General features: G+C 61.2%; 12 protein-coding genes. 6 read left to right on the top strand and 6 right to left on the bottom strand.

The genetic code is table 11. From position 1 onward, the window contains the following. Positions 1-3: 3 nt before the first annotated feature. Positions 4-282 (bottom strand): BufA1 family periplasmic bufferin-type metallophore, encoded by a 279-nt coding sequence (locus AKL28_RS10100; protein ID WP_050468000.1) that lies wholly within the window; start codon positions 280-282, stop codon positions 4-6. Between the two features lie 227 nt (positions 283-509). Here AKL28_RS10100 and AKL28_RS10095 point away from each other — a divergent pair, with 227 nt between their 5' ends. The 5 genes from AKL28_RS10095 (at position 510) to AKL28_RS10075 (ending at position 6,329) form a co-directional block, all read left to right on the top strand. Further along, positions 510-1,160, top strand: a complete 651-nt coding sequence (locus AKL28_RS10095; RefSeq protein WP_414735696.1) for a DUF1109 domain-containing protein — start codon at positions 510-512, stop codon at positions 1,158-1,160. Positions 1,161-1,176: 16 nt separating this feature from the next. Then, positions 1,177-1,818, top strand: a complete 642-nt coding sequence (locus AKL28_RS10090; protein ID WP_050467999.1) for a sigma-70 family RNA polymerase sigma factor — start codon at positions 1,177-1,179, stop codon at positions 1,816-1,818. A gap of 3 nt (positions 1,819-1,821) precedes the next feature. Next, positions 1,822-2,463, top strand: coding sequence for a DUF1109 domain-containing protein (locus AKL28_RS10085; RefSeq protein ID WP_050467998.1), 642 nt, complete (start codon positions 1,822-1,824; stop codon positions 2,461-2,463). A 328-nt stretch (positions 2,464-2,791) separates the two neighbouring features. Continuing rightward, positions 2,792-4,315 (top strand): FAD-dependent monooxygenase, encoded by a 1,524-nt coding sequence (locus tag AKL28_RS10080; RefSeq protein ID WP_050467997.1) that lies wholly within the window; start codon positions 2,792-2,794, stop codon positions 4,313-4,315. A gap of 466 nt (positions 4,316-4,781) precedes the next feature. Beyond that, the gene (locus tag AKL28_RS10075) at positions 4,782-6,329 is read left to right on the top strand and encodes a methyl-accepting chemotaxis protein (RefSeq protein ID WP_050467996.1); all 1,548 of its coding nucleotides are present in this window, start codon (positions 4,782-4,784) and stop codon (positions 6,327-6,329) included. Positions 6,330-6,402: 73 nt separating this feature from the next. Here AKL28_RS10075 and AKL28_RS10070 read toward each other — a convergent pair whose 3' ends face one another. Then, positions 6,403-7,293 carry a DMT family transporter gene (locus AKL28_RS10070; protein WP_050467995.1) on the bottom strand — a complete coding sequence of 297 codons (891 nt, stop codon included), beginning with the start codon at positions 7,291-7,293 and terminating at the stop codon, positions 6,403-6,405. Positions 7,294-7,297: 4 nt separating this feature from the next. After that, entirely contained in the window at positions 7,298-8,113 is an 816-nt protein-coding gene (locus AKL28_RS10065) for a putative hydro-lyase (RefSeq protein ID WP_050467994.1), read from the bottom strand. A 109-nt stretch (positions 8,114-8,222) separates the two neighbouring features. On the opposite strand from AKL28_RS10065, the gene AKL28_RS10060 reads away from it, so the two are divergent. Next, on the top strand, positions 8,223-9,164 hold the full coding sequence (locus AKL28_RS10060; protein ID WP_156226287.1) for a LysR family transcriptional regulator: 942 nt from the start codon (positions 8,223-8,225) through the stop codon (positions 9,162-9,164). 13 nt (positions 9,165-9,177) lie between these two features. Here the strand turns inward: AKL28_RS10060 and AKL28_RS10055 are convergent, their stop codons facing one another. From AKL28_RS10055 to AKL28_RS10045, 3 genes are all read right to left on the bottom strand, one after another. Continuing rightward, positions 9,178-9,735, bottom strand: coding sequence for a winged helix DNA-binding protein (locus AKL28_RS10055; protein WP_050467992.1), 558 nt, complete (start codon positions 9,733-9,735; stop codon positions 9,178-9,180). A gap of 158 nt (positions 9,736-9,893) precedes the next feature. After that, positions 9,894-11,549: a methyl-accepting chemotaxis protein gene (locus AKL28_RS10050; protein WP_050467991.1), complete on the bottom strand. Its 1,656-nt coding sequence runs from the start codon at positions 11,547-11,549 to the stop codon at positions 9,894-9,896. A gap of 196 nt (positions 11,550-11,745) precedes the next feature. After that, positions 11,746-12,858: a porin gene (locus AKL28_RS10045; RefSeq protein WP_050467990.1), complete on the bottom strand. Its 1,113-nt coding sequence runs from the start codon at positions 12,856-12,858 to the stop codon at positions 11,746-11,748. Positions 12,859-13,042 lie beyond the last annotated feature (184 nt).

Raw genomic sequence — 13,042 nt, 5'->3', positions numbered from 1 at the left:
GGATCAGAACGGCTTCAACGAGCCCATGCCGCGCGGGGTCTTGATCGAGGCGCAGGTGCCGGCCGGCACGTTCTTCCAGGCGTTGCCCTGGTAATCCATCTTGGCGGTGCCGGCGCAGGTGGTGCCTTCACCGGCCTTGCAATCGTTCTGGCCGGCCATCGAGACGCCATAACATTTTTCGACGGCGGTCTTGGCGGCAGGCTGCTGGTTTTGCGCCATGGCGACGCCGGAGGCCAGGGTTGCGAGGGTGAAGGCGGCGGTAGCGAAGGTACGGGTATTCATGGTGTGACTCCTTATGTGGTTGAAAGTGGATACGACCGGCGGCGCCATCATTGCCGCGCCGTTGCTGCCGATCTGTACGTTATTTCGCCGCCCGATGCGCCGCGGTTACAGTACGCGGCCAAAATTCCGGAAAAATATTTTTTGCGCATGCTGTAACCGAATCGGCCCCGCAAACGAATAGATAGGAAAGCGGCGCCCGCTGCGCCAATAGCAAAAGGGAAAATCGAATGAAGACGATGGAATTGGTCGACATGCTGGCTGCCGGTACCGGTGGCAGCCGCCGCCTGCCCGGCGGCGCGGGTACCCGCATGGCGGTGGCGCTCGCGGCGGGCCTGGGCGGCTCCGCGCTATTGCTGGCCATCATCTACGGTGTGCGCAGCGACATGCCGGAACTGCTGCTGCAGCCGCTGTTCTGGCTCAAGGTGTCGTTCCCGCTGGCGGTACTGCTGGCGGCGCAGGCGGCGGCGGCGCGGCTGGCCCGACCCGGCATGCGCATCGGCGTCGGCCCCGCCGCCGCCCTGCTGCTGCCGCCTGCGGTACTCTGGCTGGCCGGCGCCGGCTGGCTGGCGCTGGCGCCGCCCTCGCAGCGCCTGGAATTGCTGCTGGGATCGACCTGGGAAGTCTGCTCGCTCAACGTCGCCCTGCTGTCCTTGCCGACGCTGGCGTCCATGTTCTGGTTCATGCGCGGCCTGGCCCCGACCCGGCTCGCGGCTGCCGGCGCGATCGCCGGTCTGGTGGCCGGCGCCCAGGGCGTGCTAGTCTATTCGCTCTACTGCGTGGAAATGGCGCCGCCGTTCTGGGGCGTCTGGTACGTATTGGGTGTGCTGGCGCCGACGCTGCTGGGCGCATGGCTCGGCCCCGTACTCCTGCGCTGGTGAACCTGCGGCATGCCCCATGACAAAAAGCCAACCGTTCTTTGCCCATGAATTGTCCTCCTTCGAGGACAATGCGGCCGGCCGCGCCATGAAACCGCTGGCCGGCAAGGAGCCTGCCTATCCGACCGAGGAGCGCCTCCGGGCCTTGCTCCTGGCTGGGCTGGAAGGCGACGCGGGCGCCTACCGCGACTTCCTGTCCGAACTGAGCGGCCGCCTGCGCGCCTTCCTGCGCAAGCGGCTGCAGCACATGCAGGACGAGGTCGAGGACATTGTCCAGGAAACCCTGCTGGCCGTGCACAACGCGCGCCACACCTACCGCGCCGACCAGCCGCTCACGGCCTGGGTATACGCCATCGCGCGCTACAAGCTGATGGATTTCCTGCGCGCACGCTCGCGCCGTGAAGCCTTCAACGATCCGCTGGACGACGAGCATGAGCTGTTCGCCGCCTGCGACGAGGAACCGGCGCAAGCGCGGCGCGATGTCGGCTCGCTCCTGGAACAGTTGCCCGACAAGCAGCGTTTGCCGATCGTACACGTCAAGCTGGAAGGCTTGTCGGTAGCGGAAACCGCACAATTGACCGGCATGACGGAGTCGGCGGTCAAGGTGGGAATCCATCGCGGCCTCAAAGCACTGGCCGCGAAAATTCGAGAGAAATTGTGAATCATGAAAACCGATGACCTGATATCGATGATGGCCGCCGGCGTCGCCCCGGTTGACCGCGGCTTGCCGGCGCGCCGCATGGCGCAGGCGCTGGCCTTCGGCATAGCAGGCTCCGTGGCGTTGATGCTCCTGCTGTTCGGCGTGCGCCCGGACCTGACAGCGATGCTGTCGGTGCCGCTGTTCTGGATCAAGCTGGCCTTTCCCACCGCGCTGGCGGCGGGTTCGTTGCTGGTGCTGCGCCGCCTGCTGCGCCCCGGCCTGCGGGTCGGCTTGCGCTGGAGCGGCATCGCCGCGCCGAGCGCAGCGATCTGGATTGCCGGCGCACTGGTGCTGCTGTCCGCCCCGGCGACCGAACGCATTCCGCTGCTGATGGGATTCACCTGGCGCACCTGCCCTTTCAGCATCGCACTGCTCTCGTTGCCGCTGTTCGTCACCATCATCTGGGCGGTGCGCGCAATGGCGCCGACGCAGCTGCGCTTATCCGGCGCCATCGCCGGGCTTCTGGCCGGCGCCACTGCCACCATGGTGTATTGCCTGCATTGCCCGGAAATGGGCGTACCGTTCTGGGGGCTGTGGTATTTCCTCGGCATGCTGATCCCTGCCGTGGCCGGCTTTTTATTGGGACCTCGCCTGCTGCGCTGGTAAATCCCTTGGAGACTTCTGCTCCAGGACAGCAATAGGACAATGTTTCAGCCAAACCGGCGGTGGCCCTGAAAAGCCCCCGCCCCCACTGCCGCCAAAACCATAGCCGCCCCCTTGCATGCCGCTCCCCCGGCGGCTATAGTACGCACGTCGAAAAAGGCAGACTTGGTGTGGTCCAGCCCAAGTCCTTCCGTAAACGGAAGCTCTGTCCATGCTCTGCCCGTGCATGAGTCCCACGACGAACACCGGCGCCATCCAGGCGCTTCCTGTTCGTCCGTGCGGTTCTCAAGACAACGAACCGTCCTGGTCGAACGACCATCAAGGAGTCTTCATGCACGATACATCCCTCTATGACGTTGTTATTGCCGGCGCAGGTCCGGTTGGCTTATTCCTGGCTTGCGAGTTGCGCCTCGCCGGCCTTTCGGTGCTGGTGCTGGAACAAGCCGAAGAGCCGCACTCGCCCTTGAAACGCCTTCCGTTCGGAATGCGCGGCCTGTCCGCCCCCTCCATCGAAGCCTTCTACCGGCGCGGCCTGCTGGATGCCATCGCAACCCCGCAAACGGAGAATGATCCCGCTGCCGCGACCGCGCACTGGACGCAACAGGCGCGCAAAGCAGGCGGCCATTTTGCCGGCATCCAGTTTTACCGCGACAAGGTCGACTACACTAAATGGCCCTATCGCCTGGACGGGCCGTGCGACACCAACATGGCGAGCGACATGGCGCACCTCGAATCGGTCCTGAGCGCCCGTGCCGTCGCGATGGGTGCCGATATCAGGCGCGGCGCCGGAGTAGACGGTTTCGACCAGTCCGACGAAGAGGTGCGCATCCGCTCCCGCCACCAGACCTTTCGCGCGCACTGGCTGGTCGGCTGCGACGGTGGCCGCAGCACCGTGCGCAAGGCCGGTAATTTCGGGTTCACCGGCACCGAACCCGAGTTCACCGGCTATTCGGCGCAAATCGAACTGGCCGATCCGAATCAGCTTGCCCCGGGCCGTCATTACACCTCCGCCGGCATGTATACCTACCAGCAATCCGGCACGCTTGGCATGGTCGACTTTGACGGCGGCGCCTTTCACCGCGTGCAGCCGATCACCCGGGAGCACATACAGTCGGTGTTGCGGCGCGTCTGCGAAACCGACGTCACCGTGACCGCCCTCAAACTCGCCGCCACCTGGACCGACCGCGCATTCCAGGCAACGACTTACCGCCAGGGACGCGTGCTGCTCGCCGGCGACGCGGCTCACATCCATTCTCCGCTGGGAGGCCAAGGGCTCAATCTCGGACTCGGCGACGCGATGAATCTCGGCTGGAAGCTGGCCGCCACCATCCGCGGCGACGCGCCGGCCGGCCTGCTCGACAGTTACGATGCCGAACGGCATCCGGTAGGTGCGCAGATACTCGACTGGTCGCGCGCCCAGGTTGCCCTCATGCGGCCGAGCCGAAGTTCGCGCGCGCTTGAAGCCATCATCCGCGACCTGATCCAGACGCAAGACGGCGCCACCTATTTCGCTGACCGCATCTGGGGCCTGTCGCTGCGCTACGACCTCGACGGCGGCCACCCGCTGGCCGGCCGCAGCACCCCCGATTTCGAGCTGGCCGACGGCGCCAGGCTCGGCCGGCATCTGCGCAATGGAAAAGGGCTCTTGCTGGACTTTGATGCCGGCGCGCCTTTGCGCGCATTGGCGCACCGATGGAACGGCCGCATCACGTATGTCGCAAGCGACGCAAAAGACCGGCTCGGATTAAGCGCCGTTCTGGTACGCCCCGACGGCATCGTCGCCTGGGCCAGCGATGGCCCGGCTGACGAAGAAGAGCTCGCCCGCGCTGCTTCGCGATGGTTCGGCAAGGCTTGAGAGCAAGAGAATCCGATATCAAATTGCACATTGGATCTGCGATTTAATTCATTGGAAAGACATCGTTCGAATATTTAATATTCCCTCCTATTTAGATACGTTTAGGAAATCATGGGGCGAAGGCGCTTGGTCATTCCAACTTGCGCCGTCTGCATTTCGGCTCAACACGGGAGATTGCATTTCTGGGGACATCATCTCCTGAGCGGCATGGCATAAAACCCGAGCGGATCACCGGGGCATGCCAAGCCAGAACGCGTGCATCAATCTGGCCCATTTCCGCGAGACTCTCCATTGCTTTCAACGGCGGCCCGACGCTCGTCCGGAGGCCGGGAACAGGCGCCCAAAAATACTCGAACGCAGTTCCGACATAGCCTTGCGCCGTCGATATGTTCGCCAATAAGGCTTTCATCAGGAAGCCTGGAATCACCCCTCCAAAAAACTATATAAATCGAAATTTGAGGTTGACATGAACTGGTTCAAGAATCTGAACATCGCAAAAAAACTGGCATTTTCCTTCACGGTAGTGATCGCCTTGACAATGATGCTCGGCTTATTTTCGGTTAGCCAACTCAAGGAGGTTAACAAAGCATCCACCGAAATCGTCAGCAAATGGATGCCGTCAATTGAAGCGGCGAGGGAGATACAAAGTTCGCTGCCGCTCATGCGCATCTCCGAATTGGAGCTGGTGACGGCGGTACAGCCCGCTGAGCGCGACGCCGCAAACAAGGCCATCAAGGCGCGCCTTGACATTCTCGCCAAGCAGCGGGCCGTCTACGAGAAACGGATCTCGCAACCGGAAGAAAAAGCCCAATACGCGCAGTTCAGCAAGAACCTCGCCGCCTATATTGAAATGGACAAGCAATTGGCCGAGATGGCAGCCAACCAGCAATACGATGAGACGCGGGCGCTGTTCAACGGCGACTCCAACAAGCTGTTTCGCAGCATGGTCGCCAATCTCGAGGCGATCGTGAAAGTCAACGGCGAAGGCAGCGCGCGCGCCGATCAGGCCGCTTATCGCGTATATGACGTGGCCCGGATCCTGATCTTCGGCCTGCTGGCGGCTGCCGTCTTGATCGGGTTCGTGCTGGCGATTGTCGTGGGGCGCAATGTGTCGCGTCCGCTGAAGGATGCGGTTGAAATCGCGCAACGCGTGGCCAAGGGCGACCTGACGGTGCATATCCGCGCCAATGGCCGCGACGAGACCGGCCGGTTGATGGACGCGCTGCGCGCGATGAACGAAAGCCTGCGAAATATCGTCAACGAGGTACGCCGGGGGACCGACACCATCAGCACGGCCTCGTCTGAAATAGCCAGCGGCAATCTTGATCTTTCGTCGCGTACCGAACAGCAGGCGGGTTCGCTGGAAGAGACCGCCTCCGCCATGGAGGAACTGACCTCCACGGTCAAACAGAACGCCGACAACGCACGCCAGGCCAACCAGCTGGCGGTGTCCGCCTCCGAGATTGCCAGCCAGGGCGGCGAGGTGGTGGGCCAGGTGGTGCAGACCATGGAGGGCATCACCGAAAGCTCCCGCAAAATCGCCGACATTATCAGCGTGATCGACGGCATCGCTTTTCAGACCAACATCCTGGCGCTGAACGCCGCAGTGGAAGCGGCGCGCGCCGGCGAACAGGGGCGCGGCTTCGCAGTGGTAGCGTCGGAAGTACGCTCGCTGGCGCAACGTTCGGCAGCCGCCGCCAAGGAGATCAAGGAACTGATCGATGACTCCGTGGAAAAGGTGGGCGCCGGCAGCACGCTGGTCGAACGTGCCGGATCGACAATGACGGAAGTGGTAGCCAGTGTGAAGCGCGTGACCGACATCGTCAGTGAAATTACCGCCGCGACACAAGAACAAAGCGGTGGAATCAATGAAGTCAGCCGAGCCATCACCCAGATGGACCAGACCACCCAGCAAAATGCAGCACTGGTCGAACAGGCCGCCGCTGCTGCCGATTCATTAAAAGGACAGGCGAGCAACTTGGCATTGGTCGTGGGGAGATTCAAGCTCGAATGATCAGCCCGATGCATGGAGAGCATCTCCGCCCTCTCCATGCATTTGAACTGATTGCCGCGTAGCTTGAAGCCCTTTACGTTTCCAGAACACGGGGAGTGGATGTGCCGCGCAGCGACCATGCCAGGCCGGCGACGATTGCAACCGCCCCGATCAGCACAGAGATCCGCAGCGGCTCATCCAATGCCAGCGCCGATGCGGCCACGCCGAAGAGCGGCGAGAGCGCGCTCAACATCATCGCCTTTACCCCCAGCCGCGCCACCACCCAATTAAACAAGGCGACACCGACGATGCTTACCAGCACACCGTGGTACGCCGCCTGCAGCAGCAGTGCGCTCGCCGGATGGTCGAAGGTTTTCATGCCGTTCAGCGCCAGATAAGGCAGCACGTAACTCAGGGACAGCACCTGTACCAGCGCGACGACATCCAGCGGCTTCATGTTCCACGCCTTGTTGAGCACCATGTACCAGGCCCACATGAATGCCGAGGTGACAAACAGCAGGTCCCCGCGCCACGCTCCGGCCGGCGTCTCGGTCCCGGTGGAAAGCAAGCTGTCTCCTCCGATCAGGCACACCCCGCCCAATAGCAGCGCCATGCCGAACAGCGAGAAACGTTCCGGACGATTGAGCGCGAACCTGCTGATCAACGCCCCGAACAGCGGCGTGAGCGCAGGATGGATCAACGCGCCGTGCGAAGCAGGCGCGAAGCTGACGCCACCGATCAGGACCAGGCTGAACAACGGCCCCGATAAGAAGAACAGCAAGAGCGCACGCCGCCAGCCGATACCGCAGGCATTGGCCAGGCCCCGTTTGTACGCATAGGGCAGCATGAGCAAGCCGCTGACCAGGTAACGTACCAGGGTCGCGTCTTGCGCCGACAGCCCGGCCTGAAATCCATAACGGGAAATCACCGGCTGGACGCCCCAGATCAGGGCGACTAGGACTCCATAGAAGAGCGATGTGATCATGGTTTTATAACGTGGCGTAATCGTGATTAAGACGATCCGTTATCAGCATATGTCCCGGTGCATGGGTAATGCACAAGGAAGGCTTTGCCTGCAACAGCGCTATCTGTGGCGTGGCCCCACAGGCCCAGAATACCGGCAGTTCATCGGCGGCTATTGTAACGGCGTCGCCAAAATCCGGACGCGACAGGTCAGCGATCCCGATCAGCGCCGGGTCGCCCAGATGTACCGGGGCGCCATGCACGCCTGGAAAGCGCGAAGTAATCTGGATGGCCCGGATGGCATCGACCGCCTTCAACGGACGCATTGTGACCACCATGCCGCCCCCGAATCTACCCGCGGGATGGGTCTGGATGCTCGTGCGATACATCGGCACGTTGCGTCCCTCATCAAGGTGACGGATGGCAATGCCGGCTTCGAGCAGTGTGTGTTCGAACGTGAAGGAACAACCAATGGCGAAGGTCACCAGATCGTCGCGCCAGATTTCAACGATGTCGCCCACTTCCGCCATGCATTGGCCGTCTTCAAAAATGCGGTAACGCGGGACGTCGCGACGCAGATCGATGTCATCGCCCATTTCTGGCAAGGCAAACTCGCCTGGCTCGCTCACTGCCAGCACAGGGCAAGGCTTCGGATTACGTTGCGCGAAGCGCAGGAAGTCCCCCGCTTCGGCGGCGGGCAGCATCACCAGGTTGACCTGGACGTATCGGGCAGCCAAGCCAGCGGTAAGCCCTCCCCAGGCACCGCTGCGGATCAGATGGCGGCAATCGGCGGCGCTGGACTGGGCATTGAGAGTGGAACCATGGAACGCCATGGGCTGCATGAAATTTCTCCAGGAAAGGATTAGGGGATACCGATGGAAAAAATTCTAGACCCAGAACATAATTAAAGATAATTACGATTTAGATACTATTCAATAAAAAATATTGATCATGCGTCCAAGCCTGCAACAACTGGAAAGCTTCTATTGGGTGGCGCGCCTGGGAAGCGTCCATGCCGCCGCACGCCATCAAAACCTGACCCAGCCGGCAATAACTGCACGCCTGCGTGAATTGGAAGAAGTCGTCGGCGACCAGCTATTCGACCGCGGCGGCTACAAGCTGGAACTGAAAGCGCAGGCACGCGAACTGTTCGATCTCGCCGAACAGATACTGGCACTGGCCGACCGCTTTTCAGGCGCCATCGATCATGGCGCGCCCGGCCTGGGTCTGCTGCGTCTGGGAGCCAACGAATCGTCTGCCATGATCGGCCTGCCAACCTTCCTGTCGCGCATGCGCGAGCAGTTTCCCGGCCTGGCCGTGCAACTGCATGTCGACATCGGCAGCGAACTTAGCCGCAAGCTAAATGCACGCGAATTGGACATGGCGATCCTCAGCAGCCCGATTTCTGCCACACACATCGTTGATTATCCATTGGGCAGCGTCGATTTGCAGTGGATAGCGCCATTATCGTTCCAGCCATCATCGCCTGCGGCAACACCGGTGGAACTTGCAGCATGTCCCGTGTTGAGCCTGCCGGCCCCCTCGTCTTTGCACTCCGCCGCCATCAATTGGTTCGGCATACATGCGACGCGGCTGCAAGCCAGTGGGACCTGCAACTCGATGGCCTTGATCGCCAAACTGGTCGCGGGTGGCCACGGTATCGCACTGATGCCGGGGCCGGTAGCGCGCGAAGCCCGCGACAGCGGGGCGTTAAAACTATTGAAGGTCAGCCCCGAAGTGCCACCTATCGGCTACTACGTTTCCTACCTCCAGGAAATGGCGCCGATGGTCCAAGAGCAGTTGTTGCCGCTGGCTCGAACCGTGTTTACCGAATGCGGGCTGGTCCACGGCCGGCGCAAGAACCATGTCGTTGCAAATAATCAAGGAAACTAAGACCTCTTCTGCTTTACATCGACGTCGCCGAGCGGGCGGCTTGTTCATAGAGCCCGGACAACACGCGCAGGAACCGGGCCAACTCTTCCAATTCGTAGCTTTCGGTGTCATCGCCGGTCAGGCTGGAAACCAGCAATTGTTCGCGGATTTCGTAGTACCGCTTGCAAATGTCCTGCCCTGCTTCATTGGTTGAATAGAGCACTTCCTTGCCGCGGCGCTCGGTACTGACAAGCCCCAATGAATGCAGTTTCTTGAGGGAGTAATTCACCACGTGGGTGTCTTCGATATTGAGGATGAAGGCGATATCGGCCAACTTCTTTTCGCGCGCGCGATGATTGATGTGATGCAATACCAGAACATCGGTGGCCGTCATGTCCTTCATGCCGGCCGCCGAAATGCAGCGGATCATCCAGCGGTTGAAGGCATTGCTCGCAATGATCATGCCGAATTCGAATTCGCTCAATTCCTTACTCCTCCCGGAGGCCAGGTGCAGTGAAGATACGATGGGTACCTTGCTGCTACCGCTTGGCTGGGCAAAATTGGCTTTTGGGCTTTTCTTTTCGGTCGGCATGTTGGATTCAAAAAAAGAGGATATGACGGGACGATTTCGGAATCTCCGACCGTAAACGATCCTGCCAAGAGGCGCAGGAATTCCCTAGGTCATCATTCGCTGCCCATATTAAACCCCATTTTTCATTGCCTTTGTACACCAACTGTCATCCGGGAAAACTACGGTGCCGGGCTGCTTCCCGCAGACGACAACAGCCCGCGTTTGTTGCCGCCGGACATTTTCAATACCCGTAATTCGGCCGGTGCGCCATTGACCGCCGGATCGACGATATCCGTCTTGAAAATCGATACCGCCCGCACCAGCGCCATCGACTGGTCGTGCATGGATTGCGCGGCGGCGGCGGCCTGCTCCACCAGCGCCGAGTTCTGCTGGGTCATATCGTCGATCTGCTCGACGGCATCGTTGATCTGGCGTATGCCTGTGCTCTGCTCATCGCTGGCAGCCGATATCTCCACCATGATGTCGGCGACGTGCTTGACGCTGCTGACAATGTTTTCCATGGTCTGCCCCGCCTGGTCGACCAGGCTGCTCCCGGCATCGACTTTCTTGACCGAGTTCTGGATCAGGCTGGCGATCTCCTTGGCCGCCGAGGCGCTGCGCTGTGCCAGGCCGCGCACTTCGGCCGCGACCACGGCGAACCCGCGCCCCTGTTCGCCGGCGCGTGCCGCTTCCACCGCTGCGTTCAAGGCAAGAATATTGGTCTGGAAGGCGATCCCGTCGATCACGCTGATGATCTCCACGATCTGGCGTGAACTGTCTTTGATTTCCTTCATGGTGTTGACCACTTGCGTCACTACCTCGCCGCCTTCGGTGGCCACTTGCGAAGCGTTCAGCACCAGCCGGTTGGCTTGCCGGGCGCTTTCCGCGTTGTGGTTGACGGCCTCGGTCAGCTCCATCATGGAACTGGCGGTTTCTTCCAGGGTACTGGCTTGCAACTCGGTGCGCGCCGACAGGTTGGCATTGCCTTCGGCGATCTCGCGCGCCGCCACGGAGATGGCGTCGGAGCCATCCCTCACCTGCGTCACGGCCCGCACCAGCCCATCGCGCATGTGCTGCAGCGCGGCCAGCAGCTTGCCGGTCTCGTCCCGGCCGGCAATGTCCACGCGCACGGACAAGTCGCCGCCGGCGACCCGCTCGGCAATATTGATGGCGGCATTCAAAGGGCGCGTGATGCTTCGCATCACCGAGTAACCAACCAGGACCGCCAGGAGAGTGGCGATGGCCGCCATGGCGGCCATCAGCATGCTGGCGGCATTGGCCACCTGCTCCGCCTCGCGTCCACCTTCTTCCATCCGGCCGCCCTGATAGGCGATCAGGTTGTCCAGCGCCTTGAAATAGGCAACTTGATAGGGGCCGATTTCAGGCAGGATCAAGTCGCGCGCCTGTTCCACCTGACCGTCCTTGACCGCAGCCAGGAAATTATTCAGCACCGGCGTGTACTGGCCGCGCGCTGCGGTTACTGCCTGCAGCATACGGCGGCCATCCTCGGAGGAGGTGCTGGCGGCGAACTGCTTGAGCGTAGCGTCAATGGTCTTGCCGGCGCGGTCGATGGTATCGAGTTCGCCCTTGATTTCGTCCACGGTGCTCATGAACAGCAAATTGCGCATGCTGCGCGCCGTCTCATCCAGCGCACTCTTGATGCTGTTCGCCATGACCGTGCGCGGATAATAGTCGTTGGCGATATTGCGTATGCTGCCGTTGATCTGGTTCAGGCGCAGTACGCCGATCGACGTCAACGCCAGCATCAGCAGGATGACGACGCCGAAGCCGATGCCAAGCCTTTGCCCGATATTCAGGCCAGTCAATTTCATCATTTGATACCCCTTAGAAAGACATAAATGCTGTATTGGCGATCACTGCTTACCTGCGTCTCCTCTGCACCTGGCCGGCGACTCCCCTCAAGACTTCGAGTCGCCGGCAATCAGGCCCGATGAGCGGAAAGCTAGCCGTCCAGGTTCCAGGGCCCTAGCCGGCTATCCCCCTCAAGACTCCGCCCACCGGAAAAAGCGCCTAGAACGTATGGCGCATGCCAAGGTTCCAGGCGCTGCTCCCCGAACCCGCTTCGATCGAACTGCCCACCGTGTAATTGGCGCCGTTCTTGTTGCGGATATGCGCGTACGCCGCATACAGGTCGGTACGCTTGGACAGCGAATAGCGGTAGCCCACGGCATACTGGTCGGCATCCTGGTTCCGCGACGTCTTGTCGTTCTTATGGATATAGGAAGCCATGACGTTATGGACAGCACCGAACGGAACCGTCACGCCAACCAGCAGGTCGGTGCTGTCGGTCGACGGAGTCAGCGGCACGCCATACAGGCCCACCGTGCTTGTGCCCACCACCGTTCCGGCATTGCGCAACGGCGAGCTGTTGACGCCCTTGTCGATGCCGTACATGGCGTGCAGCTTGGCCACGCCAAAGTCGTACATGCCGCCGAAAAGCGTGTTACGGGCGGAGCTGTTTTGCGCAGTTGCCGTATCGTTATTGCGGCTGTGGAAACCCAGCTTCAGGGTCAGTGGGCCGTTCGCATAACCTAACGCCGCACCGATCTGGCTGGCTGTCTTGGTGCTGCCCGCCGTTTCGCCGAAGCCATACGCGAACTCACCGGTAAAGCCAGAGAAATTCGGCGTCAGGTATTTGACGGTATTGTCCATACGGCTTGCTGCGTTGCCGGTATTGGGCATCAGGTTGGCTGCGTCCCCGGCATAACCGGTGCCGAACGGATCAATCGCCGCCATGACGAGGTATTGCGGCGTATATTGGCGCCCGACCAGGACCGAGCCGAAGCCGCCGTTGAGGCCGACATAGCTCTGGCGGCCAAACAACGGAGTCGGATTGCTGGCCGAAACCTGTCCGACGCCACCGGTGTCGTTGTTGAAGCCGGCTTCCAGCAGGAACACCGCCGACATGCCGCCGCCCAGGTCTTCCGTTCCCTTGAAGCCGATGCGCGAACCGCCGCTGATGCCGCTGGTCAGCTTGCTGACCTTGCCGGCCAGGCCGCCGGTCTCAAGGACGTAACCGGTATCGATCAAGCCATAGATCGTCACGGACGACTGCGCGTACGAAGGTATTGCCTGGATTCCCACCGCGGCAAACACCGCGGCAGCCAAGACTTTATGTTTCATTGGAACTCCCCAAATAAATTGAAACTGCATCACACCAAAAATCGCTTACCGGCGAAGTTCTTGCGCGCTCTCCCCTTGACCGATATGCGCCTGCTCTCCCAAGCGGCCAGGCAATTGGCCGATTCCCTTGCCGCCATCAGAGAGAACTACTGGACGCACAGCCATTCCCCTGCTGCACGTCTCC

It is taken from the genome of Herbaspirillum chlorophenolicum, from assembly GCF_001189955.1.
GTDB classification, from domain to species: Bacteria; Pseudomonadota; Gammaproteobacteria; order Burkholderiales; family Burkholderiaceae_D; genus Herbaspirillum; species Herbaspirillum chlorophenolicum.
The sequence above is the reverse complement of the archived record's forward strand: the minus strand, read 5'-3'. Positions and strand labels throughout refer to the sequence as shown.

Bases quoted from the DNA above. Each gene is read 5' to 3' on its own strand.
- AKL28_RS10085 (WP_050467998.1), top strand. From the start codon at position 1,822: ATGAAAACCGATGACCTGATATCGATGATGGCCGCCGGCGTCGCCCCG.
- AKL28_RS10075 (WP_050467996.1), top strand. From the start codon at position 4,782: ATGAACTGGTTCAAGAATCTGAACATCGCAAAAAAACTGGCATTTTCC.
- AKL28_RS10070 (WP_050467995.1), bottom strand. From the start codon at position 7,293: ATGATCACATCGCTCTTCTATGGAGTCCTAGTCGCCCTGATCTGGGGC.
- AKL28_RS10065 (WP_050467994.1), bottom strand. From the start codon at position 8,113: ATGCAGCCCATGGCGTTCCATGGTTCCACTCTCAATGCCCAGTCCAGC.
- AKL28_RS10060 (WP_156226287.1), top strand. From the start codon at position 8,223: ATGCGTCCAAGCCTGCAACAACTGGAAAGCTTCTATTGGGTGGCGCGC.
- AKL28_RS10095 (WP_414735696.1), top strand. From the start codon at position 510: ATGAAGACGATGGAATTGGTCGACATGCTGGCTGCCGGTACCGGTGGC.
- AKL28_RS10080 (WP_050467997.1), top strand. From the start codon at position 2,792: ATGCACGATACATCCCTCTATGACGTTGTTATTGCCGGCGCAGGTCCG.
- AKL28_RS10055 (WP_050467992.1), bottom strand. From the start codon at position 9,735: ATGCCGACCGAAAAGAAAAGCCCAAAAGCCAATTTTGCCCAGCCAAGC.
- AKL28_RS10050 (WP_050467991.1), bottom strand. From the start codon at position 11,549: ATGATGAAATTGACTGGCCTGAATATCGGGCAAAGGCTTGGCATCGGC.
- AKL28_RS10090 (WP_050467999.1), top strand. From the start codon at position 1,177: ATGACAAAAAGCCAACCGTTCTTTGCCCATGAATTGTCCTCCTTCGAG.
- AKL28_RS10100 (WP_050468000.1), bottom strand. From the start codon at position 282: ATGAATACCCGTACCTTCGCTACCGCCGCCTTCACCCTCGCAACCCTG.
- AKL28_RS10045 (WP_050467990.1), bottom strand. From the start codon at position 12,858: ATGAAACATAAAGTCTTGGCTGCCGCGGTGTTTGCCGCGGTGGGAATC.